The 22,225-nt window shown below is 69.5% G+C and carries 26 protein-coding genes; 16 read left to right on the plus strand and 10 right to left on the minus strand.

The genetic code is table 11. From position 1 onward, the window contains the following. The first annotated feature begins 58 nt into the window (after positions 1 to 58). Positions 59 to 655 (plus strand): ECF RNA polymerase sigma factor SigK, encoded by a 597-nt coding sequence (gene sigK / locus AVR91_RS03180; RefSeq protein ID WP_063276608.1) that lies wholly within the window; start codon positions 59 to 61, stop codon positions 653 to 655. Then, a complete protein-coding gene (locus AVR91_RS03185) occupies positions 652 to 1,347 on the plus strand; it encodes an anti-sigma factor (protein WP_063276609.1) in 696 nt (231 codons plus the stop codon). Before sigK ends, AVR91_RS03185 begins: the two co-directional genes overlap by 4 nt. Here AVR91_RS03185 and AVR91_RS03190 read toward each other — a convergent pair. Genes AVR91_RS03190 through AVR91_RS03210 form a run of 6 tightly spaced genes read right to left on the minus strand, consistent with a single transcriptional unit; the run spans position 1,328 to position 4,500 of the window. Continuing rightward, positions 1,328 to 2,278, minus strand: coding sequence for an SDR family NAD(P)-dependent oxidoreductase (locus tag AVR91_RS03190; RefSeq protein WP_063276610.1), 951 nt, complete (start codon positions 2,276 to 2,278; stop codon positions 1,328 to 1,330). The genes AVR91_RS03185 and AVR91_RS03190 overlap by 20 nt on opposite strands. Positions 2,279 to 2,338: 60 nt before the next feature. After that, positions 2,339 to 2,905, minus strand: coding sequence for an Asp23/Gls24 family envelope stress response protein (locus AVR91_RS03195; RefSeq protein ID WP_063276611.1), 567 nt, complete (start codon positions 2,903 to 2,905; stop codon positions 2,339 to 2,341). Next, positions 2,902 to 3,429 carry a DUF6286 domain-containing protein gene (locus tag AVR91_RS03200; RefSeq protein ID WP_063276612.1) on the minus strand — a complete coding sequence of 176 codons (528 nt, stop codon included), beginning with the start codon at positions 3,427 to 3,429 and terminating at the stop codon, positions 2,902 to 2,904. The genes AVR91_RS03195 and AVR91_RS03200 overlap by 4 nt, the downstream gene beginning before the upstream one ends. Further along, positions 3,426 to 3,812: an Asp23/Gls24 family envelope stress response protein gene (locus tag AVR91_RS03205; protein WP_063276613.1), complete on the minus strand. Its 387-nt coding sequence runs from the start codon at positions 3,810 to 3,812 to the stop codon at positions 3,426 to 3,428. The genes AVR91_RS03200 and AVR91_RS03205 overlap by 4 nt, the downstream gene beginning before the upstream one ends. A 5-nt stretch (positions 3,813 to 3,817) precedes the next feature. Next, a complete protein-coding gene (locus tag AVR91_RS43285) occupies positions 3,818 to 3,994 on the minus strand; it encodes a hypothetical protein (protein ID WP_016335849.1) in 177 nt (58 codons plus the stop codon). Between the two features lie 41 nt (positions 3,995 to 4,035). Beyond that, complete coding sequence (locus tag AVR91_RS03210; protein ID WP_063276614.1) at positions 4,036 to 4,500, minus strand: Asp23/Gls24 family envelope stress response protein; 465 nt, start codon at positions 4,498 to 4,500, stop codon at positions 4,036 to 4,038. Positions 4,501 to 4,829: 329 nt separating this feature from the next. Here AVR91_RS03210 and AVR91_RS03215 point away from each other — a divergent pair, with 329 nt between their 5' ends. The 5 genes from AVR91_RS03215 to AVR91_RS03235 are packed head-to-tail and all read left to right on the plus strand — an operon-like array spanning position 4,830 to position 10,580. Then, positions 4,830 to 6,200 (plus strand): alpha/beta hydrolase, encoded by a 1,371-nt coding sequence (locus tag AVR91_RS03215; RefSeq protein ID WP_063276615.1) that lies wholly within the window; start codon positions 4,830 to 4,832, stop codon positions 6,198 to 6,200. 16 nt (positions 6,201 to 6,216) lie between these two features. Beyond that, positions 6,217 to 7,719, plus strand: coding sequence for a sensor histidine kinase (locus AVR91_RS03220; RefSeq protein ID WP_076857246.1), 1,503 nt, complete (start codon positions 6,217 to 6,219; stop codon positions 7,717 to 7,719). Beyond that, entirely contained in the window at positions 7,716 to 8,369 is a 654-nt protein-coding gene (locus AVR91_RS03225) for a response regulator (RefSeq protein WP_063276617.1), read from the plus strand. The genes AVR91_RS03220 and AVR91_RS03225 overlap by 4 nt, the downstream gene beginning before the upstream one ends. A 50-nt stretch (positions 8,370 to 8,419) precedes the next feature. Continuing rightward, positions 8,420 to 9,628 (plus strand): alkaline phosphatase, encoded by a 1,209-nt coding sequence (locus AVR91_RS03230; RefSeq protein ID WP_063276618.1) that lies wholly within the window; start codon positions 8,420 to 8,422, stop codon positions 9,626 to 9,628. A gap of 31 nt (positions 9,629 to 9,659) precedes the next feature. Next, a complete protein-coding gene (locus AVR91_RS03235; RefSeq protein WP_063276619.1) occupies positions 9,660 to 10,580 on the plus strand; it encodes a methylenetetrahydrofolate reductase in 921 nt (306 codons plus the stop codon). 66 nt (positions 10,581 to 10,646) lie between these two features. On the opposite strand, the gene AVR91_RS03240 is transcribed toward AVR91_RS03235, so the two are convergent. After that, entirely contained in the window at positions 10,647 to 11,036 is a 390-nt protein-coding gene (locus tag AVR91_RS03240) for a hypothetical protein (RefSeq protein WP_143253853.1), read from the minus strand. Positions 11,037 to 11,194: 158 nt separating this feature from the next. Here AVR91_RS03240 and AVR91_RS03245 point away from each other — a divergent pair, with 158 nt between their 5' ends. Beyond that, on the plus strand, positions 11,195 to 12,193 hold the full coding sequence (locus AVR91_RS03245) for an ArsR/SmtB family transcription factor (protein ID WP_063276621.1): 999 nt from the start codon (positions 11,195 to 11,197) through the stop codon (positions 12,191 to 12,193). Positions 12,194 to 12,203: 10 nt separating this feature from the next. On the opposite strand, the gene AVR91_RS03250 is transcribed toward AVR91_RS03245, so the two are convergent. Next, positions 12,204 to 12,803, minus strand: coding sequence for a TetR/AcrR family transcriptional regulator (locus AVR91_RS03250; protein ID WP_063276622.1), 600 nt, complete (start codon positions 12,801 to 12,803; stop codon positions 12,204 to 12,206). Positions 12,804 to 12,890: 87 nt separating this feature from the next. Here AVR91_RS03250 and AVR91_RS03255 point away from each other — a divergent pair, with 87 nt between their 5' ends. The 4 genes from AVR91_RS03255 (at position 12,891) to AVR91_RS03270 (ending at position 17,701) form a co-directional block, all read left to right on the plus strand. Further along, positions 12,891 to 13,316 carry a nuclear transport factor 2 family protein gene (locus AVR91_RS03255; protein WP_063276623.1) on the plus strand — a complete coding sequence of 142 codons (426 nt, stop codon included), beginning with the start codon at positions 12,891 to 12,893 and terminating at the stop codon, positions 13,314 to 13,316. Continuing rightward, positions 13,313 to 14,215: an NmrA family NAD(P)-binding protein gene (locus AVR91_RS03260; RefSeq protein WP_083737332.1), complete on the plus strand. Its 903-nt coding sequence runs from the start codon at positions 13,313 to 13,315 to the stop codon at positions 14,213 to 14,215. Before AVR91_RS03255 ends, AVR91_RS03260 begins: the two co-directional genes overlap by 4 nt. An 86-nt stretch (positions 14,216 to 14,301) precedes the next feature. Further along, a complete protein-coding gene (locus tag AVR91_RS44390) occupies positions 14,302 to 16,698 on the plus strand; it encodes an ABC transporter permease subunit (protein WP_063276624.1) in 2,397 nt (798 codons plus the stop codon). A 28-nt stretch (positions 16,699 to 16,726) separates the two neighbouring features. Further along, positions 16,727 to 17,701: a glycine betaine ABC transporter substrate-binding protein gene (locus AVR91_RS03270; RefSeq protein WP_063276625.1), complete on the plus strand. Its 975-nt coding sequence runs from the start codon at positions 16,727 to 16,729 to the stop codon at positions 17,699 to 17,701. Positions 17,702 to 17,844: 143 nt separating this feature from the next. Here the strand turns inward: AVR91_RS03270 and AVR91_RS03275 are convergent, their stop codons facing one another. Continuing rightward, positions 17,845 to 18,174 (minus strand): hypothetical protein, encoded by a 330-nt coding sequence (locus AVR91_RS03275; RefSeq protein ID WP_143253854.1) that lies wholly within the window; start codon positions 18,172 to 18,174, stop codon positions 17,845 to 17,847. A 445-nt stretch (positions 18,175 to 18,619) separates the two neighbouring features. Then, positions 18,620 to 18,931 (minus strand): hypothetical protein, encoded by a 312-nt coding sequence (locus AVR91_RS03280; protein ID WP_063276627.1) that lies wholly within the window; start codon positions 18,929 to 18,931, stop codon positions 18,620 to 18,622. A gap of 608 nt (positions 18,932 to 19,539) precedes the next feature. Here AVR91_RS03280 and AVR91_RS03285 point away from each other — a divergent pair. The 4 genes from AVR91_RS03285 (at position 19,540) to AVR91_RS03300 (ending at position 22,225) form a co-directional block, all read left to right on the plus strand. Next, positions 19,540 to 19,758, plus strand: a complete 219-nt coding sequence (locus AVR91_RS03285; protein ID WP_063276628.1) for a hypothetical protein — start codon at positions 19,540 to 19,542, stop codon at positions 19,756 to 19,758. Between the two features lie 96 nt (positions 19,759 to 19,854). Then, on the plus strand, positions 19,855 to 20,331 hold the full coding sequence (locus AVR91_RS03290; RefSeq protein WP_076857247.1) for a fasciclin domain-containing protein: 477 nt from the start codon (positions 19,855 to 19,857) through the stop codon (positions 20,329 to 20,331). A gap of 349 nt (positions 20,332 to 20,680) precedes the next feature. Then, entirely contained in the window at positions 20,681 to 21,679 is a 999-nt protein-coding gene (locus tag AVR91_RS03295; protein WP_063271269.1) for a ferritin-like domain-containing protein, read from the plus strand. Positions 21,680 to 21,802: 123 nt separating this feature from the next. After that, complete coding sequence (locus tag AVR91_RS03300; RefSeq protein WP_063271270.1) at positions 21,803 to 22,225, plus strand: hypothetical protein; 423 nt, start codon at positions 21,803 to 21,805, stop codon at positions 22,223 to 22,225.

A 22,225-nucleotide genomic window follows, 5' to 3' on the forward strand; every position in this document is an offset into this window, starting at 1 on the left:
CCTCCTGGACGCCCTGGCAACCGCGTAGCCGGGCGTCGGGTGAGGTGGAGGCAGCTTGATGGCCGAGGGTGTGCGGACGAGTCCGCGCGGAAGCGGCGGCACCGGAACGGAGCCCGCCGAGACGAGCTTGATGCAACGGGTCGCGGCCGGCGACGAACAGGCGTTCGCCGACCTGTACGACGTCGTGGCCGGGCCGGTGTGGGGGGTGGTGAACAGGGTCGTGCGCAACGGCACGTTCGCCGAGGAGGTCACCCAAGAGGTCCTGGTGGAGGTGTGGCGGACGGCCGCGCGGTTCAAACCGGGCAAGGGGAGCACGCTGGCCTGGGTGCTCACCATCGCGCACCGGCGGGCGGTGGACAGGGTGCGGTCGCATCAGGCCGCGCTCGACCGGGACGATCGCGCGGGCAGACTCGATTTCCGGCGACCCTTCGACGAGGTCGCCGAGTCGACGATCAGCAACCTCGAGCAGCAGCGGGTGCGCCAGTGCCTCTCCGCGCTGACCGACCTGCAACGCGAATCGGTGGTGCTGGCGTACTACAACGGCTACACGTACCCGGAGGTCGCGGAAGTGCTCGACACCGCGCCCGGCACGGTGAAGACCCGCATCCGCGACGGCCTGATCCGGCTGCGCGACTGTTTGGGGGTGGGGCAGTGACCGCCGAGTTGCACACGTTGACCGGGGCTTACGCCCTGAACGCCGTCCCGGCGGAAGAGGCCGCGGCGTTCGAACGGCACCTGCGGGGTTGTCCCGCGTGCGGCCAGGAGGTCCGGGAGCTCCAGGAGACCGCCGCGCGGCTGGGCAGGGCACTGGCCACCGCGCCACCGCCGAGGCTGCGGGAAACAACGCTCACGCGGGTCGCCCACACGCGTCAGTGGCCGCCCTCGATCGCGCGTCGCGGCGGGGTCGTGAAGACCCGGGTCGCCCTTTGGGGTGCCGCGGCGGCGGCCGTCGGAGCGCTGGTGTTCGGCCTGGTGACCACGAGCACCGGCCCCGCGCAACCGCAGCCGACCGGCGTGGACGCCGTGCTCGCCGCGCCCGACGCCTCGACGGTCAAGGGCGCCGAACGCGGGACGACCACGGTCGTGACCTCGCGGAGCCAGGGCAAGATCGTGGTACTGGCCGGTGAACTCCCGCCGTTGGCGGCTGGCAAGGCGTATCAGGTGTGGCTCATCGGGGCGAGCGGGGTGCACTCGGCCGGTCTGCTGGCGCCAGACGGTCCACATCGGACACAGCCGGTGCTCGCGGATCTGCCGGACGGGATCGACCGGGTCGGCATCACCGCGGAACCCGCCGGTGGCTCGCCCGCGCCGACGGTTCCGGCGGTCGTCATGGTGAATCTGTCTTAGCGCCGGTCAGCCGCTCGCAGGCCTGCCAGAGTTCCTGGCGCTGCGCGGCGGTTTCCCGGGTCTTGCCGAGGTAGTGCGTCGGGCGCTGGACGCGGTCGTGCCAGAACATGCCGTTGTACCGGCCCGGTTCCTCGGCGGCGGCGAGCCAAACGAACGTGTCCGCGCCCTGCCCCGGATTCCGCAGGAGCGGGCCGGTCAGTTTCCGGAACGTCGGCAAGGAGGTCGCGACCCCGGGAGTGTCCGCCCAGCCGGGGTGCGCGCTGTGCACGGTGACCCCGGAGCCGTCCAGCCGGTCCGCCCACAGTTCGGCGAGCACCACCTGCATCCGTTTGGTGCGCGCGTAGCCGGCGGCCGGTTTGTACTCGTCGCGGCGGTACTGAAGGTCGTCGGCGCGCAGCGGCTGGCCGTACATCCCACCGGAGCTGACCCAGATCACCCTCGCGCCGTCGGCGAGCTTCGGCCGGAGCGACGCGGTCAGCAGATGCGGGCCGAGCACGTGCGTGGCCAGCATGAGTTCGTTGCCCTCGGCCGTCTCCGTGCGTTCCGCGGGCATGACCCCGGCGTTGTGCACGAGGACGTCGACCTGGCCGTCGAGATTCTTGACGTAGTCGCGCACCGACGAGATCAGGCTGACGTCGCACCGGTCGACGATGATCCGCGCACCGGGAGCGGCGCGCTCGATCTCGGCACGGGCGGCGTCGCCGTCGCCGCGGATCGCGATGCGGACGGTCGCGCCCAGTTTCGCCAGGCCGATGGCCGTCGCCTTGCCCAGGCCCGCCTTCGCGCCGGTCACCACGGCGACCTTGCCCGCGAGCGCGTCCGGCGCGGGATCCGCGGGCCACCACTTGCGGCGCAGGAGGTAGCCGATGTTGCCGTAGCCGAGCAGGGTCCGGTCGAGCACGGTATCGGCGGCGCGGGTCACGGTGGACATGCGGATGCTCCTCCTCGGTCGTGGTACCCGTCTTCCCGGCGAGCCCGCGGCGGAAACCTCTTACCGGATGCGGGGCCCGGCCTTCGCGGAGAAACGGAACTCGATGGTCATCGGAAGCTCATCGAGATCCAGTGCCTGACACAGCCTCGGCAAGCCCTCTTCGGTGATCCTTTCGCGGATCGCGGCCAGATCGCCGTCCTGTTCGGCGCTCAGCACCACGGCCAGCACCGGCGCGTCCTGGGTGCCGCCGAGCGTGGCGTGCGCGGCGTGGACGCCGGGATAGGTCGCGACCTCCGCCGTGAAGGGTTCCACCGCGGTGCTCGCGGCCAGCGCGGTCCGGCCGGCGTCCTGCTCGAAACGCCAGGTGTGGGATTTGGGTTTGCGGACCGGCTGCGCGATCAGCCAGCGCAGGGCCAGCAGCCCGAGGATCACCGCGCCCCCGGCGACGGCGTACCAGACCCAGCCGGGTGGCATGGCGGTGCCGGGGACGAGCGTGGTGGCGGGATCCAGCAGTGGGATCCGGCCGAAATGGGTGCCGACGGCGAACCCGCCACCGGCGATCAGCACGAGCCCGGTCAGCACCAGCAGGGTGCGGTTCAGCCGGGCGGGACGGTTGAGGTCGGTCATGACGCGCTCCTGGTGGCCTTGACCCGGACCCGCACGGCGGGAACGGTGGCGGGACCGATCTGGGCGAGACGGTGCTCGATGGCGGCGCGGACGGCGTCGGCGAGCCCCGCGGTGTTCGTCCGCCCGGTGGTCACCACCGAGACGATCGCGCGCCGCTTCACCTTCAGCTTCGCCGCCGAGACACCGTCCACAGTGGAGGCCGCGGTACGCAGGGTCGACCGGTAGCTGCGCCGGGAGGCGCCCGAATCCGTGCCGCCTCCGAGCGGCAGCACGGTCGGCCTTCCCGGCACGATCGCGCTCACGAGGAGCAGCAGGCCGAGTAGCGCGACCACGCCACCGGCGATCGCCGGAAGGGGATCACTCCACCGGAGATCGTGCAGCGCGGACGCGACGGCGTCGTAGCTGATCCACGGTTTCTCCCCGACGATCGTCTGGACCGCGACGGCGGCGGCCAGCACACATCCGGCGAGTACCACGAGGGCGACCAGCACGGCAGGGACACTGCGGCGGGGGCGCCGTTTCATCGGACCCTCCTCGTCTCGGTCTCCCCGGAATGCAAGGCGGTGACGGTGATGTCGACCCGTGTGACGGCCAGGCCCGAAAGCCCGCCGACGCGGCGGATCAGATGCTCTCGCACGGCCTCGGTGGTGGCGCGCACCGAAAGCGGGTACTTCACCGAGAGCCGGACGTCCAAAGTGGTCGTCGAACCGGTGACGTGCGCGCTCACCTTGGCGCCCTGGTCGAGGTCTTCGCCGCCGACGGCGATCCCGAGTACCCGGGAGGCCGCGCCGCCGACCCCGTCGACCTCGGTGATCGCCCGCGCGGCGATCCGTTCGACGGCGCCGTCGGCCACGGTCAGCCCGCCGCGCCCGTCCGTTCCGGGCGCGGCGGCGGTCATGGTGGTCATGGCGATCAGCCCCTGTCGCGGCCCGCCAGGGCCGAAAGGTCGAGCTTGCCGTCGAGGAACCTGCCGACCAGCAGGCCGAGCGCGGCGAGCACGAGCACGACGAGGAAGGCGCCGAAGCCGCCGAACGCGCCGGCCACGCCGAGCACGAGACCGGTCAACAGGCCGAGTTGGGTGGCGTTCATGAACGTTCTCCTTGCTGTCTGGCGCGGACCGGCGCCGATGGTCACTGGACGCGGCCGGACTCGGCGTTGTCGTCGGCGTCGTCGTCGCCCGGGATGTGCACGTCGGACACGTTGATGTTGACCTCGACGACCTCGAGCCCGGTCATCTGCTCGACCGCGCCGATCACGTTGCGGCGCACCGACTTCGCCAGATCAGCGATCGCGACGCCGTACTCGACGACGATCTGCAGGTCGACCGCGGCCTGACGCTCGCCGACCTCGACGGAGACGCCCTGCCCGGCGGACGCGGTGGCGCCCGGGATGCGCTCGCGCAGCGCGTTGAACGCCCGCACGGCGCCGCCGCCCAGCGCGTGGACACCGGTGATCTCCCGGGTCGCGAGGCCCGCGACCTTCTGCACGACGGTGTCGGCGATCGTGGTCACGCCCTGCGAGGAGACGAGCGCGCTGTTCTCGGCGGGGGCGGTGGAGTTCGAGTTCGGCTTGGCGGTGGTGGCGGTGTTCGTCATCGCGATCTCCTCAATTCGGATTCCGTTGCCTGTGGTGGAAGTTCCTTACTTCCACACTCCATAGACCCAGCCGCGCGGTGATCGTCACGACCCGATCGTGTGGTCTGGATCTCATCGTCCGCGGGTATGTCTTTCGGCCTAGTCCCCGCGGCCGACGCCGACGTCCTTTTCCATCCCGTCGAGGGTCGTGCGCGCGGTCGGCGGCGGGGTTGGATCGTCCGGTGTCCCGAAGGCAGGAGTTACGAGTGAGCTGGAAATGCGTGATGGTGTCGATCGCGCTGGTCGCCGGATGTGCTGGTTGTACTACGTCGCAGGGAACTCCGGCGCCGGTGACCAAAGTGGACGAGCCGGAGCGCGACGCGGCGCTGACGTCGTTCTACCGGCAGACCCTGGACTGGCGCCCCTGTGACGCCCTCCAGTGCGCGAAGCTGACCGTGCCCGTGGACTACCGGCGGCCGGACGGGCCGAAGTTCACGCTGCCGGTGATCAAGGCCGCCGCGACCCGGCCGGAGGAGCGGATCGGCACGCTCGTCGCCGGCGCGGGTGGCCCCGGGCAGTCCGGGGTCGCCATGGTGAAGGACATCGCGGGCACGTGGCCCGCCCAGGTCCGGGCCCGGTTCGACCTGGTCGGCTTCGATCCGCGGGGGATCGGCGGCAGCGAACCGCGGCTCCGCTGCGACACCGAGGGGGAGCCGACGTCGAAGGCGCCCGAGGGCCTGCCGCTCATCGGTGCCGAGGTCCCGAGCACCCGGCAGTACACCGAGGCGTGCCTGAAGCACACCGGGGAGAACGTGCTGCGGCACCTGGGCACCGACGACGTCGTCAGCGACCTCGACGTCCTGCGGGTGGTCACCGGCCAGGAGAAACTGACCTATCTCGGCTACTCCTACGGCACGCGGATCGGGCAGCTGTACGCCGACCGGTTCCCGAAGAAGATCCGCGCCATGGTGCTCGACGGCGTCGACAACACCTATCTCGACTGGCGGGCCGACACCGTCGAGCAGGCGAAAAGCGTGGAAGACACCCTGCTGACCTATGCGAAACAATGTGCCACGAGGACCGGTAAACCGTGCCCCGGCCGCGACGAGACCGAAATCCTGGCCACCGTCGACCGGGTACTGGCCAAAGCGGACAAAGCGGGGGACGGAAGCGCTCTTCGTTCGGAGATCTCCGCGAAACTCACTTTTCCGGCGGACTGGCCGGAGCTGTCGGAAATCATCCTCGGGGCCGACGCTCCCTCTGACGGTTCGCCGGACGAGCCCGCCGACGAGCCGGAGCCCTCGACCGACACGACCGACGCGCTCACCGTCGTCAACTGCCTCGACCGGACCCATCCCACCGATCTGGCGGCCTACGAGGACGCCGCGCGAGAGCTTCGCCGCGTTTCCCGGCTCTCGTCCGGAACGGAAGCGCTCGGCTGTGCCTTCCTGCCCACCGGCGCGACGCCGTCCCGGACGGTCCGGGCGGACGGCGCGCCGCCGATCCTGCTCGTCGGGACCACGAAGGACGCCGCGACACCGTATGGCTGGGCGCGGCGGTTGCCGGAAAGCGTCAAATCCGCGGTGCTGCTGTCCAATGAGGACGTCGGGCACGCCGTCTACGGTGGCGGCTCGTCCTGTGTGGACGATGCGGTCAGCCGGTATCTGGTCGACTTGACGATTCCCGCCGCCCCGGCCCGCTGCACCACCGGTCCCGTGTGATGCTGGACGCGTGAAGATGCTCCACCGGCTGCTCGCCGAGGTACTCCTCGGCGGATTCGTCGCGGGCGTGACGGTCTTCCTCGCCGATCTGCTGCCGTCGTGGGGCTGGCCGGAGGTGTTCTCGCCGTCGGCGCCGGTGCTGGCCGCGGTGATCGCCTGCGCCGTCGTGCCGGTGCTGCTGCGCCGCCGGTTCACGGTGGCCGCGCTGCTCGCCGCGACCGTGCTGTTCGGCCTGTTCCCCGCGACCGGCGTCGCGCTCGCGGTCGTCGCGCATACGGCGGGGGCCCGGGGGCGGCGGTGGCCGGTGTTCGGCCTCGCCGCGCTGCTGCCCGCCGCCGTCGTGCTGCTCACCCAGCCCGCTTTCCGCTGGCAGTACGTCCTCGTGGTGATCGCCGTTTCGACGGTCTCGTGCCTCGTCCTGCCCGCGCTGGCCGGGGCGATGCAGGCGCAGCAGGCGCGGCTGGTGGCGGCGTTGCGCGACCGAGCCCGGCTGGAGGAACGCTCGCGGCTCGCCGAGGAGATGCACGACCAGCTCGGGCACCGGCTCAGCCTCATCACGATGTTCTCCGGCGCGCTGGAGGTCGCCGCCGAGGGCAAGGATCCCGAGCTGCGGCAGGCCGCCGGGCACGTCCGGTCGACGGCCAAGGTCGCGCTCGAAGAACTGCGGGAGTCGCTCGGCATCCTGCGGCCGGGAGGGGAGCCCGCCGAGCCCGCGGAAGCCACCGACGCCGCCGGTACGAAGGCCGACATCGAGGGCCTGGTGGCGTCGTCGCGCGACGCCGGCCTCGATGTGGCGTTCGACTGGCGCGGTTCCGACCTCGACGGCGTCCGGCCGCCGGTCCGCCGGGCCGTGCACCGCCTGGTGCGGGAGGCGCTGACCAACGTGCACAAGCATGCCGCCGGGGCTTCGGTGACCGTCGTCGTCGACCACGGGCCCGACCTGGTGAAGGTCGTGGTGCGCAACAGTGCCGAGCAGGTGGCGGCGGAGCGGCTGCCCGGCACCGGGCGTGGGCTGGGCGGCCTGCGTGAACGGGTCCGCCTCCTCGGCGGGACGTTCACGGCCGGGCCGGATCCGGAAGGCGGCTTCGCCGTCACGGCCGGCCTGCCGAAACGGGCGAACGCGCCACTCGCCGAAGAGACGGCTGAAGAGCGGCCGGGCCGGATCCAGGCCGGTCTGCTGCTGACGACCGGTCTGGCCGCCGTCGCCGCGTTGCTGCTGACCACGCTCGCCTTCGTGCCGCCACTCACGCCGGCCGACCACGAGGATCCGCTGACCAGCGTGAAGATCGGGATGACGCCGGAGGAGGTCGAGGCGTGGTTCGGCCCGAACGAACCCGCGGCGCACGCCGCCGCGGAGGGATACGAGCCGCCGATACCCGGCGACAGCTACTGCGTCTACGTCGCGGCCGCCGATCCGCCCGACGCGGCGACCGCCGCGATCTTCCGGTTCTGCTTCGGCGACCGGGGTTTGGTGGACAAGACCTGGTTCGAGGTCCCCGTACCGGAGGAGACGCCGTGATCCGGGTCCTGCTCGCCGACGACGAACCGCTGCTCCGCGCGGGCGCGCGGCTCCTGCTGAACCAGGCGGGAGACATCGAGGTCGTGGCCGAGGCCTCGGACGGCGCGGAGGCGATCGACGTCGTGCGGCGGATGCCCGTGGACGTGGCGCTGATGGACATCCGGATGCCCGGGACGGACGGGCTCGCCGCGGTCGAGGAGATCGCCCGTGAGGTGCGGGTCATCATGCTCACCACGTTCGGGGACGAGGCCTACGTGGCCCGCGCCCTGCGCGCGGGAGCGGCCGGCTTCCTGCTCAAGGACACCGATCCGGCGCAGCTCATCCAGGCGGTGCGGTCCGCGGCCGCCGGCGAGGCGGTGCTGTCACCCCGGATCGCGCAGCAGGTCATCGACCGGTTTCGCGACGCCGACGCGGCGGACGCCGACAACGCCGCACGGGCCCGGCGGAAGATCGAGGCGTTGACCGCCAGAGAACTCGAGGTCCTGGTGCGCGTGGGGCGGGGACTCGGCAACGCGGAGATCGCGGGGGAGCTGAGGCTGTCGAACGGCACGGTGAAGATCCACGTCAGCCGGATCCTCGCCAAGCTGGGCTGCGCGAACCGCGTCCAGGCCGCGATCCTCGCGCACGACGCGGGCATTCTGCGCGGTTGAACGAGCTCCCGTTCTCTGTTAGGAAAGGTTCCTAACTAACGGGAGGCGATGTGCGCGGACGTGGTCTTGCGGCGGCGACGGTGCTGGTGGTCCTGTGCGGTGGCTCGGCAGCCGTCGCGGACACGACGACGGCGGGATCCGGCGCGCGGAACATCATCTACATCCAGGGCGACGGTCTCGGCCTCGGCCAGCGGGATCTGCTGCGGCTGGCGCTCAAGGGCAAGAACGGCAGGCTCGCGATGGACGGGCTCGCGGCCACCGGTCTCGTGCGGACGGCTTCGGACGACCCCGGCGAGATCGTCACCGACTCCGCCGCGGCGGCCACCGCGCTCGCGACCGGGCACAAGACGCGCAACGGCGCGGTCGGCGTCGACGGCAACGGGCGTCCGCTGGAGACGATCCTCGAACGGGCGAAGCGGGCGGGGAAGTCGACCGGCCTGGTCACCACCGCGCAGGTGACGGGCGCGTCGCCGGCGGCCTTCGCGGCGCACGTGCCCAGCCGGGACTCGCAGAGCGACATCGCGAAGCAGTACATCGAGAACAGCCGTCCGGACGTTTTGCTCGGCGGCGGCGAGGACTGGTGGTATCCCCAGGGGAACCCCGGGCTCTGGCCGGACAAGCCGGGGGAGGAGAGCCGCAGCCCCTACGGCAACCTGGTCGAACGCGCGCAGCGGACCGGCTACACCTACGTGCGCGACGGCGACGAACTGCGGGCCACGCGGGCGAACCGGATCCTCGGCCTGTTCGCGAACGAGGACATGGTCGACTACGGCCCCGACGGCGTCGGGAAGTACGCGCCGCGGGTGCCGCTCCAGCAGATGGCACGCAAGGCGCTGGACACCCTCTCGAAGAACCCGCGCGGCTTCTTCCTGTTCCTGGAGGAAGAGGGGACCGACGGGATGTCGCACGAGAACAACGCGCACGGCGTGATCGACGCGGGCCGCGCGCTCGACGCCACCGTCGCCGAGGTCCTGCGGTTCGTCCGCACGCACCCCGACACGCTGGTGATCATCGGCGGCGATCACGAGACCGGCGGACTGAGCATCGAGAACTACGACGCCTCCGACACCGACCCGGACCAGGACGGTCCTTTCGACGTACCGGGTTCGAAGCTTCGGTTCACTGTGGACTGGACGACCCACGACCACACCGGCGCCGACACCCCGGTCACCGCCGAAGGCCCCGGCTCCACTCGCTTGGGCGGCACCGTCCAGAACACCGACGTCCACTGGGTGATGCGGCTGGCGAGCGGTCTCTGAGCCCGATGCGCGCTTCGGTTACGGTTCCTTCATGGACCTTGTGCGCCGCATCGACCGCGCCGCGGGTGAATTCCTGCTGTTCGCTCTGACCCCACCGCGTCTGGCCACCGCTCAGGAACGCGTCCAACAGATCGCCGACGCCACCATGGCCCGCTTGCGCCCGTTGAATCTCGACGGCCTGATCCTCTACGACATCGACGACGAAGCGGCCCGGAACCCCGCGCGGCGCCCGTTCCCGTTCGTACCGACCCACGACCCCGCGAACTATCTCGCGGACAACTTCACGAACTGGCGGACCCCCGTCATCGTCTACCGGGCGGTCGGGAAATACACGCCGTCGGAGCTGCGGACCTGGCTGGCGGCCCAGGATCCGGCGCGGGTGATGACGGTTCTCGTCGGCGCGTCGTCCAGCAAGATCGACACCATGACATCACTCGCGGATGCCCAAGCACTGCGGCGTGACGTCAACCCCGGCCTGTCGCTCGGCGGCGTCGCGATCCCGGAACGGCACAGCCGCCGGGACGACGAACATCTGCGACTGCTGGCGAAACAGGACGCCGGTTGCCGGTTCTTCGTGACCCAGGTGGTCTACGACGTCAACGCGGCGAAGAACCTCGTCTCCGACTACCACTACGAATGCGTCGCGCGCGGACGAGCACCCGTGCCGATCGTCTTCACCTTCTCGGTCTGCGGATCGTTGAAGACACTCGACTTCCTGCGGTGGCTGGGCGTCGACGTGCCGCGGTGGATCGAGAACGACCTCAAGCACGCCGCCGACACCCTCGAAGCGTCGTATCAGCTGGCCCTCGCGGCGGCTACCGAACTGATGACCTACTGCCGCGGCCTGGGCGTCCCGTTCGGCATCAACGTCGAAAGCGTGTCGATCAGGCGGGAAGAGATCGAGGCGTCCGTACGGCTCGCCGAACGACTTCGGGCGGAGATCAAGGGCTGAACCCCGAGACCCATGCCGGGTGGTGACCGTGGCGCCGGGCGGAGGGCTCGGCGCCACGGTCTCAGCTCAGCACTTCTTCGTGGAGCCGCCGTTGCTGAGGTACTTGTCGGAGAACCAGCCTTCGCGTTGTGTGCCCGCGACACGTCCCCACGTCCAGGTACTCACGCCGCCGACCGATTCACCGGAAGTCCAGCAGTGGTAGTAGATCAGCGTGTTGTCGCCTGCTTGTCCCAGTGCGGAGCAGTTGGTGTGCGGCCCGGACCGATAGCGCAGTACGGTCGTCGTCCGGCCGGAGCCGCTGTCCTTGTTCGAATGCGAGTGACTGCAGCTCAGGGTCTGAACCGGTTCGTTCCGCGTGCCCGCGGGTGCGGCCGTGGCCGTCCCGCTGACGTCGGCCAGTGTCGTCACGACCACGGCAGGCAAGGTGAGCAAGGCGCGGCGTAGCGATTTTCTCATCATTCTCTCTTTCGAATGGTCTTTTCCGATGTGAACGTATGTGCCGTCGTGAATGCGGTTTCCAGTGGATCGCATGGCCAGTTTCTGGCAGTCTCGACTGTGCCGCCATGTGTTCAACCACAACCGAAACATGCGGTGGAGCCGAGTCTGGGGATGACGTGCTGAAGGTTGTTTTCACCGCGGAAGACCTGCTGAAGGTCACTGTTGCGGACACTCCGGCTCCGCTGATGGAACTGGTCCTCGCGCTGATGACGCTGCAGCGCCACGACAATTGCCACGTTTTCGGTGGCTGGCGAAGACGGACGATACGTAATCTGCCAGTGCGTGCCGAGCCGCTACTGCAATTGCTGTCTCCCGCCGGTATCGGGCCGCTGTTCCTCGACCCGCCGAGTACCGGGCTGGACGATGGTTTGGCCCAGGTTCTCGCTACCGACCGAGCGGTGGTCGAGGCGGAGTTGCGGCGGATCTGCGCGAGCGGACGGCCGCGGACCGCCTGGATTCGACAGCTCGCCGTACGGGATCGCCACGCCTGGCGCATCCTCGAGCAGGCCATCACGGCAGCGCACAGGCACGTCTTGGCCGCGGAGTGGCCACGGCTCCGGTCTGCCTTCCACGCCGAAACCGCCTGGCGCACGCATTTCCTTGCCCGGCACGGGCTCGAGCGCACCCTCACCGGTCTGTCCACCGGGTTGCGGTGGCGCGGCATGAGCCTGGAAATCGATGCGCCCGGCGTTGACAGGGAAGTGACGTTGCGCGGTGAAGGCGTGGTGCTCCTGCCGTCACTGCTGTGGGCGGGCCGGGTTCTCGTGGCGCCGCAGCCTGCGGGGCCTGCGTTGGTCGTCTACCCGGCTCTCACTCCGCTTCCCTTGCACGACAACGACACGGTCGGCGATCCGCTCGCGGCACTGCTGGGCGGCACACGAGCGGATACCTTGCGTGCCCTGACGAAGCCACACACCACGACCGAACTCGCGCGCGCTCTGCATGTCTCCGTGCCTGCCGCTTCGGTGCAAGCCCGGACCCTGCGCGACGCCCGGCTGATCACCACCCATCGCGACGGCAAAGCCGTCCTGCATTGGTGCACGCCACTGGGCGTCAGTTTGATCGCCGCTCCGGCGGCCGAGCCGGTGGAGGCCGCCGGCCGGGTAGGCACTTGACCGTGCCGGGTCAGCCGTCCTTGTTTCCCGGCTGCGCGGCGAGGACTTTGGTGACGAAGTTCGCCAACTGTGCCCGCATTCCTTCCCGCGGAATACGCGAGTCTCCGGTCAGGTGCTCGACAAGGTCGGCTCGTGTGGCGGCGAGCAGGGCATGGGCGGTGAAGTCGCTGTCAGCCAGACCAGGGATCTGCTCCAGTACGTCTCGGAGCAGGCTGTGCCACCGCTCGTAGTGCTCGGCCCGGTACGGGCTGGTGCTTCCGCTTTCCTCCAGGGCCAGCGCGAGGCGCCGGTTGTCGAGTTTGAAGCACAGGACGGCATCGAGCAGGGCGGGCACGCGATCCCGCGGTGGGGTCGCGGGCCCCAGGGGAGGCGGGCCTGCCTCGACGGCCTCCCTGATCGGTTCGAGCCGTGCCTCGTACAGCGCACGGAGCAGGCCGGCGCGGTCCCCGAAAGCCCGGAAGAGCGTGCCCTTGCCGACGCCGGCCGCGGCCGCGACGTCGGCCATCGTGACGTCCTCGGGGCTCTCGTGGCGCGCGAAAAGTGAGTCGGCGGCCTTGAGCACGGCCTCCTGGTTGCGGGCGGCGTCCTTGCGGGACCTGGGCTCCGGCATGCTCCTCCTCGGCTTTACAAAGCGGACTCGGGGTCCGTATTGTTGGAACGGACCCGAGGTCCGGATTCTGTGAACTGGAGAATACCCATGCCCGCACCGGCTTCACCCACGGAGCTCTACCGCCACAGCCTGCGGCTGCTGCTCGACAAGGATATTTCCGCGTGGGTCGACCTATGGTCCGACGAGGGCACCATGGAGTTCCCGTTCGCGCCCGACGGCTGGCCCAAGCGTCTGGAAGGCAAGCAGGCCGTCGCCGCCTACATGCGCCACTATCCCGATCACGTCGAGCTGCACGACTTCCCCGGCCTGCGGATCCATCAGACGACCGATCCGGAGACCATCGTGGTCGAGATGCGCGGCGTCGGCCGCCTGGTGGAGACGGACGCCCCTTTCGACATGACGTACATCGCCGTCGTGACCGTCCATGAGGGGCGCATAACGTCCTACCGCGACTACTGGAACCCCCTCGCCGTCCAGGAATCCGGCGCCGACTTCATCGGGAGCAGCCGATGACCGCCGACGGAACCACTCTGGTCATCGGTGCCACCGGTACCACCGGAAGCCGCATCGCGGCCCGGCTGGCGGCCGCGGACCACCGCGTCAAAGCCGCCAGCCGCCGGGCCACACCGGTCTCCGGCGCCGAGCCGGTCGCCTTCGATTGGTACGACCCGACCACCCATGCGGCCGCCCTCGACGGCGCCGACCGCCTCTACCTCATACCGCCTTTGGGCGACTCCGACCCCGCGGCGACCATGCTTCCGTTTCTCCGGCAGGCCCGCACCGCCGGTGTGCGCCGCGCGGTGTTGCTGAGCTCCTCGGCCATCCCGGAGGGCGGCCCGGCGGTGGGAAAGGTGCACCAGGCCCTGCCCGGTCTCTTCGCTCAGTGGGCGGTACTGCGGCCCTCGTGGTTCATGCAGAACTTCACCGGCGCGCACGCGCACGCCCGCAGCATCCGTGACGAGGGCGTCATCTGGACCGCCGCCGAAAACGGCCGCGTCGGCTTCGTCGACGCGGCCGACATCGCGGCCGTCACCGTACGCGCGCTGACCGATGAGCAGGCCCCCAACACCGATCTCGTCCTGACCGGACCCGAGACACTCGGCCACGACGACATCGCCACGATCATCACAGAGGTCACCGGCCGCCCCGTCGTCCACCGCCGTCTGTCCTTCGAGCGGATGCGCGATCGCCTCACGGCGGAGGTGCCGGTGGAGTTCGCCGCAATGCTGGCCGGCATGGACCGTGCCATCGCCGAAGGGGCGGAAGACCGTGTCACCGGCAACGTCCAGCGGCTCACCGGTCGGCCCCCGTACACCTTTCAGGCCCACGTTGAGAGGGAGATGCGATACCGCACGCCAGGGTGTGGACAGGAGCCCGGCGGTCATGTTGGGTTGGGACCGGGCCGAACCTGACGTGGTCGGCTTTTTTCCGACCTGCGACGTCGAGGAGCGGTGCCCTGAGCCTGTCGGAGTACCTCCGCGAGAACTGGATCGACGTCGTGAACGACGCGATCCTGCACGTGGATCTCACTCTGGCGGCGATGGCGCTGGCCGTGCTGATCGGGATGACGATCGGCCTGCTCACCTACCGGCGGCGATGGCTCGGCGCGATGGCGACCACGACGACGGCGGCGTTCCTGACCGTTCCGTCGATCGCGTTGCTGGGCATCCTGATCGGCCCGTTCGGGCTGGGGTTGACGAATGTCCTGTGCGCGCTGGTGCTCTACGCGCTGCTGCCGATCACGCGCAACACGATCGTCGGGCTGCGTGGCGTCGATCCGGCGGTGGTGGACGCGGCGCGGGGGATGGGGTTCGGCCGCGTGCGGCTGCTGTTTCGCGTGCGGCTGCCCCTCGCCTGGCCGGTGATCCTTTCCGGCATCCGGGTTTCCACGCAGATCACGATCGGTATCGCGGCCATTGGCGCGTATGTCAAAGGCCCCGGCCTCGGCAACCAGATCTTCGACGGGCTCGGCCGGTTCGGCTCGGTCAACTCCCTGAACCAGGTGCTCACCGGAACGCTCGGGATCATGGTGCTGGCGCTGCTGTTCGACCTGGCCTTCGTGATGGTCGGGAAGCTGACCACACGACGACGTCCCCGTGTCCGCGGAACGGCGGCTTCGGTGACGTCGGGGGCGGCAGCCGGAACGGGCGGTGAAACGATCGAGCTGCGCGGCGTCGGCAAGCACTACCCCGGACGAGCGGTACCCGCGGTCGAAAACCTGACGATGCGCATCCCCGCCGGCGAAATCGTCGTGCTGACCGGTCCGTCGGGGTGCGGGAAGACGACGACCATGCGGATGATCAACCGGCTCGTCGAGCCCACCTCGGGCACCGTCACGATCGGCGGCACCGACGTCTCGGCGCTCGATCTCGACGTACACCGGCGCAACACCGGCTACGTCATCCAGCAGATCGGGCTCTTCCCGCATCTGCGAGTGGACGCCAACATCGGCGTGGTGCCGCGGCTGCTCGGCTGGACCCGGCGACGTATCGCCGGCCGTGTGCGCGAGCTGCTCGAGATCGTCGGCCTGACCCGCGCGCACGGCATCCGGTACCCGCGTGCGCTTTCGGGTGGTCAGCAACAGCGCGTCGGTGTGGCGCGGGCGATGGCGGCGGACCCGCCGGTGATGCTGATGGATGAGCCGTTCGGCTCCACCGACCCGATCACGCGAGCCCGGTTACAGGACGAATTCCTTCGCCTGCAACGGGAAGTGCGCAAGACGATCGTGTTCGTCACGCACGACTTCGAGGAGGCGCTCAAAATCGGCGACCGGATCGCTGTGCTACGGCCGCGGTCGGTGATCGCGCAGTACGACACGCCCCAGGCGATCCTCGCCGCGCCGGCGGACGATTACGTCGCGAGCTTCATCGGGCCGAAGCGGAACCTGAAGCGGCTCGCGCTGATCCGGGTGGGTGACCTGGGCCTCCGACAGGACGAAAGGCCGGACGGACGGCCTGCCGTCCGTCCCGACGCCACCCTGCGGGACGTGCTGGACGTGATGGTGCGGACCGGCAGCACCGCGGTCGTGGTCACCGAGGAGGGCGCCGCGCGGCCGTTGGGGGTGTGCGACGTGTCCAGCCTCGTCGCTGCGTTGGGACCCACCGACGAGGCGCCCCCGCCCGCGATCCCGGATACCGGCGCGGGTCCGGACACCACCGTGCCCGCGCGGCCTCGTCGGCGCCGGCTCGGGCTGCTGGTGCGCCCGGTCCTGCTGATCCTCGCCTTGCTGGCACTCTTCCTGATCGTGCGCGCGCAGCCGCTCGACTCGATCGAACAGCGTTTCCTCAACGCCGGCGAGATCTTCACCGAACTGGGCGCGCATCTGCGGCTCACCGGGATTTCGACGGCGTGCACCATCGCGATCGCCCTCCCGCTCGGCATCCTGCTCACCCGCGCCGGTGCCCGCTGGGCCGGGCCGATCGGGCTGGGGCTCGGCAATCTCGGCCAGGCGATCCCGTCGATCGGGCTGGTCGTGCTGCTCGCGCTCTGGATCGGCACGGGCACCGCGACGGCGGTGACGGCGCTCGTCGTCTACGCGACCTTGCCGGTGCTGCGCAACACGATCGTCGGACTCGACGGCGTCGACCCGACCCTCGTCGACGCCGCGCGAGGTATGGGCATGAGCAAGACGGCCGTCCTGTGGCGGATCGAGCTGCCGCTGGCGGTCCCGGTGATCCTCGCCGGGATCCGGACCGCGCTGGTGCTCACCGTCGCGAGCGCGACGCTGGCGACGTTCATCGGCGCCGGTGGTCTCGGCGGCGGGCTTGTCGCCGGGATCGGGCTGTATCGCCCGATGTTGAGCTTGACCTTCGGAATCATCGTCGCGGTGCTGGCGCTCTTCGTCGACTGGCTGGGGCTGGTCGCCGAGGAGATCCTGCACCCGCGAGGTAGCTAGCCCGACCGACTTCAAGGAGGACCCATCCATGCGGATGCTCCAGCGCACGACCGCCGCTGTACTCGCACTCGTCATGGCAGCGGCGCTCTCGGCCGGCTGCACGATCGGCAAGGACGAAACCGGCGCCCAGGTGGGTGCGGGCTCCATCAAGAAGATCGACGCGCTGAACGGCGCCAAGATCCGGGTCAGCTCCAAGGAGTTCGACGAGCAGCTGCTGCTCGGCCAGATCGCTCTCGTCGCACTGCAGGCGGCCGGGGCGAGCCCGGAGGACAAGACCAACATCACCGGTTCGAGCAACGTCCGCCAGGCGCTCACCGGCGGCGCGGTCGACCTGTACTGGGAGTACACCGGCACCGCCTGGATCAGCTACCTCAACCAGACGAAGCCGATCAGCGACCCACAGGCGCAGTACGACGCGGTCAAACAGGCCGACACCGCCAACGGCGTCACCTGGTGGGCGCGCTCGCCGGCCAACGACACCTACGCCCTCGCCGGAAACCCGGCGACACTGGCCCGGACCGGCGTGAAGACGCTGTCCGACTACGCGGCCCTGGTGAAGCGGGACCCGGCCGCGGCATCGACCTGTATGGGCCCGGAATTCAAAAGCCGGGACGACGGGTTTCCCGGCCTGGCGAAGGCCTACGGGTTCACTCTGCCCGACGCGCAGGTGCACCTGCTCAACGACGCCGTCGTCTACCCGAGCATCGGCAAGGGGGACCCGTGCGGTTTCGGCTCGGTCGCCTCCACCGACGGACGCGTGGCCGCACAGCAGCTCACCGTGCTCGAGGACGACAAGCACTTCTTCCCGACGTACAACCCCGCGATCACGATCGCCACTCCGCTCGCCCGGCAATACCCGCAGCTGGAGCAGGTCTTCACCCCGATCGCCGCGAAACTCGACACCGCGACGCTCACGGACCTGAACAAGAAGGTCAGCGTCGACGGCCAGAAGGCGGCCACGGTCGCCCGCGACTGGCTCAAGGCGGCGGGCTTCATCAGCTGAACGCGTCGGTGATCGTCGCCGGCGCCGAGGCGGAGGTGGGAACCCACCGGGTGTCAGTCCGTGGTGGTCGTCAGGCCGATCCGAAACGCTGGAAGCGCGCCGACGCCGGCGAATCACCAACGAGCGGACGATCCGAGTAGCTCTCACGGGGGACCCGGGCCTCCCTGCCGGGCCGCCGGTTCGCGGGCGCGGGTGACCAGGTAGCCGAAGAGGCTCGCGGTGAGGAACATGACCAGACCGTAGACAGCGGCGGCGACGTCCCTGGCGCCGTACACCGCGCCCGCGATCGCGTCGGCGACAACGGGCCAATCCGGAGCCAGATGCTTCCGGAAGTAGCCGAGCACGGCGTCGGCGAGCGCATTGAGCTCGTCTGAGCCCCCGTCGCGAATCAACCGCAACCAGCGGGGGATTGTGCCGTGGCGCGAGAGTTCGGCGATCTCGGCACGCAGCACCGGGAGAGGTGTGGCACGCAAGGCGTCCACTCCGTCTTCGATGGACGTAGCCGGCTGAGCTGGTGTCAGAAAATCCGGGCAGTACCCGTAAGAGTGGGACAGCGCTCATCAGTAGTACACCGTCGGTATCGAGAGTGCCGAGGGTCGTCTTGCGCCAGTGCCCGAAGAACGGTTCGCCCTCCGGACGGCGCAACCGGTAAAGGCTTGCCAGGATCTCCCACAGGGTTCCGCCACCTCGGACACCGTCAGCAGGGAGAGGTCCTCTTCGGTGAAGTGGATCGTCAGCATCCGAGTGGAGCCAGGGGGCGCTCTTTGCCGAGGTTGGCCGTGTGTCTTCGTCCGTGTTCGGGTGGAGCGGAATGTTCTCGACAGGTCTGCGAACTCCTGCGCATTTCCGCTTTGCCGAGTGGAATGCTCGCGGGCGGTGAAGGCGGGTAAATCGCCTTCACCGCCCACGAATTTCGGGCTAGCGGAGCTGAATCCCACCCTTTGCGACATTGCCCCGGTTCGTGCAGTCGGCGACGGAGCCGATGTACACGCTCTCCGCCACTGTCTTCCAGATTCCGTACGTGGTGGAACCGTTGCCACACTGCGCGACCGCTCGGTACTGCGAGATGCCAGCGGGCAGGCGCGAGCACTTGACGTGGAAGTTCACGCCGCTGGCACTGGTGTTGTAGGTGCAATCCTCGGTGACGGTGGCGCCGGCAACGCCGGGCAACACAGTCATCGCGCCGCCGACGAGCACGGCCAAGGTCAGCAGTGAGTTGCGAATTTTCATCGGTTTCCTTCCCCAGAAACGACTTCGCCGAAGTAAGCCCCCATGTCCATCGGTGGCATTACGCGAAGCCGCTCGATTGACATTACGTGCCGAAGCGTAGCAGGCGCGGATCATCTCGTGTCAAGGATTTCCTTGTTTCCCGCGCTGCCATGGACGAGGAAAACGAAATTGCGGGCGCCGTCGAATCGTTTAGTTCCAAATATCGTGATAAATGGCATGACGGAATAGGCCTCGCCCGATCGGAGTCGGGCGGCGATGGCTGTCGCCGGCTTGCTGTTTTCGAGCTCTCGGCCCGTTCGGCTTGGTCATATCGCTCGATAGGCCGAACTTCGGCCGTTTCGCTTTGGCGGGGGAGTGCTTGTGCTATAGGAAGCTCGGCCGATTCGTTGTCCGCCCAAGTCGGCCGGGAGCCTTAAGGGGCGGCCTCACACTCGGGCCCGGCCTCGAGGAAGACTGGGCCGAGGACGGCACAGCCCAGCGCGGACGGAACCTGGGCGACCGCGAGCGCGGCGGTGAGGCTCCGAAAGTCCGGGCGACGGCCAGGGCGGCGCGGCCGGTCCGTCGCTCGCGCAGGTTGACGAGGCTGATGTCGCCGAGGTCGTAGCCTTGTGTGCCCGCAAGGTCGGCGCGGCGCCGAGCGCGATGCCGACGGCGGCGTCGAGGACGGCCCAACGGTGCTCGCCACCGCGATCAGCAAGAACCGGCATCGCCGTTACGACCGTGACCGGAAGGTCGGTGTCGAGCAGACCCGCGTTGGGACCCGCCACCGCGGGCGTGACGAGTCCGCCGGTGACGAGGCCGAGCCGGCCGCTCACCCGAAAGAGTAGATTTCGACTCCCGCCCGGTTCGTGGGCCACTCCGAATACCTGGTTGAGAGCCGCCTCGAGTCGAGGCGTCGTCCGCAAGAACTGGAGTGGATCCGCGTGAGCAAGTTTCGCGTCGTAGGTATCGGTTTCACCGCGGCCGCCGCGTTGGCGTTGGCGGCGTGCAGCAGCAGCGACAAGGCCTCCTCAGGCGGCAGCAACAGCTCGATGGCCCCGTCCAGTTCGGCTCCGATGTCGAGTTCCGGTTCGTCGGGTTCGCCGGATGGGGTGACCACGAACGCCGACGTGTTCGGCCCGNNGGGTGACGCCAAGTTCACCGAGCTGGCGGGCAAGCCGGATCAGCTGGCGCCGATCCTGCAGTACCACGTTGTCGGCAAGCGTTACGACGCCAAGGGGCTCGCGACCGCCGGTTCGGTGGAGACGCTCAACACCGCGGGCGGTCCGGTGAAGATCGAGGGCTCCGGCGAGAACATGACCGTCAACGGCGCGAAGGTGCTGTGCGGCAACATCCCGACCAAGAACGCCACCGTCTTCGTCATCGACAAGGTGCTGACCCCGGGCACCAACAAGAACTGACGATTCGCCCGGGCCCTGTGCTTCCTTGCCGGTGGCCCGGTCACACCTCTGCCCACACGTTGGTTCTGGAGCGTGTGGCTCAACCGCGCGGCGGAAATCGGGCCTCCGCCGCCGGGGGCGCCGATGCGGCGGCGTCCCGGCCGGTCGCCGCCGTTTCCACTCCAGGGTCGCGGCGGCGATCGGTCTTCTCCGGCCCCTGACCAGGCCCGGTGTCATTCCATCGGATGAGGGGCCAAGCCGGGCGGGTTGCGGGCACGAAAGCACTGCGTCCGCGAAAACAACCTCGCCCGACCGGCGGGGTACGCCCGATGTCGTGCGTGTCAGGACACGGGCGGGAAGGAGATCGCTCGTGTTTGGCAAGCGTTATGCCGCATCGATGATCAACCGCAGTGCGGAGAACGAACAAGACCGCCGTCGTTTCCTGCGCGCGGCGGGGGTGGCGGGACTCGGCGTGGTCGGTACCGGCGCGATAGGGGGATTGTCCGGTGCGACGGCATCCGCCACGGCTGCCAGGCCGGCCGCGGCCGCCGCACAGGGCGAGGTCAGTGACGCCGCGGTCCTGAACTTCGCGCTCAACCTCGAATACCTCGAAGCTGAGTTCTACCTGCACGCCGTCACGGGTAAGGGACTCGCCGATTCTTCGACCACCGGGACCGGCACCCGCGGCGGCGTCACGGGTGGACGGGCGGTGAAATTCAAGACCAAAGCGGCCAAGCAGTACGCCCAGGAGATCGCCTCCGACGAGAAAGCCCACGTGGAGTTCCTTCGGGCCGCGCTCGGTTCCGCGGCGGTCAGCCGCCCGGCCATCGATCTGCAGTCCAGCTTCACCGCCGCCGCCCAGGCCGCCGGCCTGGTCAGGAAAGGCCAGAGCTTCGACGCGTTCGCGTGCGAGGAGAACTTCCTTCTCGCGGCCTATCTGTTCGAAGACGTCGGCGTCACCGCTTACAAGGGTGCCGCTCCGTTGATCACCAACAAGACCTACCTCGAAGCCGCCGCCGGCATCCTCGCCGTCGAGGCCTACCACGCGGCCAACGTCCGTACGGCGCTCTATCAGCACACCGGTGGCATTCTCGGACTCGGGCTGCTCGGCCGCGACCTCCGCGAAGCCAGCGTCAAACTTTCCAACGCACGCGACAGCCTCGACGGCACGACCGACCTCGACCAGGGAGTCGTGGACAGGAACGGCCGGGCGAACATCGTGCCCACCGACGGCAACGGCATCGCGTTCAGCCGGTCGCCCGGCCAGGTACTCAACATCGTCTACCTGACACCGAAGGCGACCACGTCCGGCGGCTTCTTCCCGAAGGGTGTCAACGGAGACGTCAACACCAGCGCCGCCAACGGCTGATCCGCCGACTTTCCCGGAGGGCCGGTGCGACCGCGCGCCGGCCCTCCGCCTGAACGGCGCGGCGCATTCTCTACGTACCCTCACTTATCGCGTGCGGGCTGGTCACGGCCACCGTCCACGGAGATGCTGGAGAGGTTCAGGTACGGCGTCGAAGGGAAGAATGTGCCGGCCGTCGTCTCGTCCGCGTCCGTGGTTCGCGACAGCATCGTGGCCTCCGTCCTGGTCCGGATGAGCGCGGCCGCCGACATCGCGCCTTACCTGCGAGGGCCGGCGCTCGCGGTGGTGGTCCGGCTGACCCGGGAGGTGGTGTCGCGATGCGTCGACGCGCTGGATCCCGGTGCGGATCTCAGCGGGGGAGCGGACGCGCTGCACCCTGTGCCCGGAGAACCGGCGGCGGTCAGGGCGGTGCTGGCCCGGGTGCTGGGCACGTTCGCCTGGGAGCGCCTCGCCGAGGTCATCGGCCCGCACGACACGCCTCCGCACGCGGTGTGCCGCGCGGTCGAGTCGTTGTTCGACTCGCTCGTCGAGCTGGGCCGGTCACACTGA

This window comes from Amycolatopsis keratiniphila subsp. keratiniphila (assembly GCF_001620365.2).
GTDB classification, from domain to species: domain Bacteria; phylum Actinomycetota; class Actinomycetes; order Mycobacteriales; family Pseudonocardiaceae; genus Amycolatopsis; species Amycolatopsis keratiniphila.

Bases quoted from the DNA above. Each gene is read 5' to 3' on its own strand.
- sigK (WP_063276608.1), top strand. From the start codon at position 59: ATGGCCGAGGGTGTGCGGACGAGTCCGCGCGGAAGCGGCGGCACCGGA.
- AVR91_RS03190 (WP_063276610.1), bottom strand. From the start codon at position 2,278: ATGTCCACCGTGACCCGCGCCGCCGATACCGTGCTCGACCGGACCCTG.
- AVR91_RS03195 (WP_063276611.1), bottom strand. From the start codon at position 2,905: ATGACCGACCTCAACCGTCCCGCCCGGCTGAACCGCACCCTGCTGGTG.
- AVR91_RS03200 (WP_063276612.1), bottom strand. From the start codon at position 3,429: ATGAAACGGCGCCCCCGCCGCAGTGTCCCTGCCGTGCTGGTCGCCCTC.
- AVR91_RS03205 (WP_063276613.1), bottom strand. From the start codon at position 3,812: ATGACCACCATGACCGCCGCCGCGCCCGGAACGGACGGGCGCGGCGGG.
- AVR91_RS43285 (WP_016335849.1), bottom strand. From the start codon at position 3,994: ATGAACGCCACCCAACTCGGCCTGTTGACCGGTCTCGTGCTCGGCGTG.
- AVR91_RS03210 (WP_063276614.1), bottom strand. From the start codon at position 4,500: ATGACGAACACCGCCACCACCGCCAAGCCGAACTCGAACTCCACCGCC.
- AVR91_RS03220 (WP_076857246.1), top strand. From the start codon at position 6,217: ATGCTCCACCGGCTGCTCGCCGAGGTACTCCTCGGCGGATTCGTCGCG.
- AVR91_RS03235 (WP_063276619.1), top strand. From the start codon at position 9,660: ATGGACCTTGTGCGCCGCATCGACCGCGCCGCGGGTGAATTCCTGCTG.
- AVR91_RS03240 (WP_143253853.1), bottom strand. From the start codon at position 11,036: ATGAGAAAATCGCTACGCCGCGCCTTGCTCACCTTGCCTGCCGTGGTC.
- AVR91_RS03250 (WP_063276622.1), bottom strand. From the start codon at position 12,803: ATGCCGGAGCCCAGGTCCCGCAAGGACGCCGCCCGCAACCAGGAGGCC.
- AVR91_RS03255 (WP_063276623.1), top strand. From the start codon at position 12,891: ATGCCCGCACCGGCTTCACCCACGGAGCTCTACCGCCACAGCCTGCGG.
- AVR91_RS03260 (WP_083737332.1), top strand. From the start codon at position 13,313: ATGACCGCCGACGGAACCACTCTGGTCATCGGTGCCACCGGTACCACC.
- AVR91_RS03270 (WP_063276625.1), top strand. From the start codon at position 16,727: ATGCGGATGCTCCAGCGCACGACCGCCGCTGTACTCGCACTCGTCATG.
- AVR91_RS03280 (WP_063276627.1), bottom strand. From the start codon at position 18,931: ATGAAAATTCGCAACTCACTGCTGACCTTGGCCGTGCTCGTCGGCGGC.
- AVR91_RS03300 (WP_063271270.1), top strand. From the start codon at position 21,803: ATGCTGGAGAGGTTCAGGTACGGCGTCGAAGGGAAGAATGTGCCGGCC.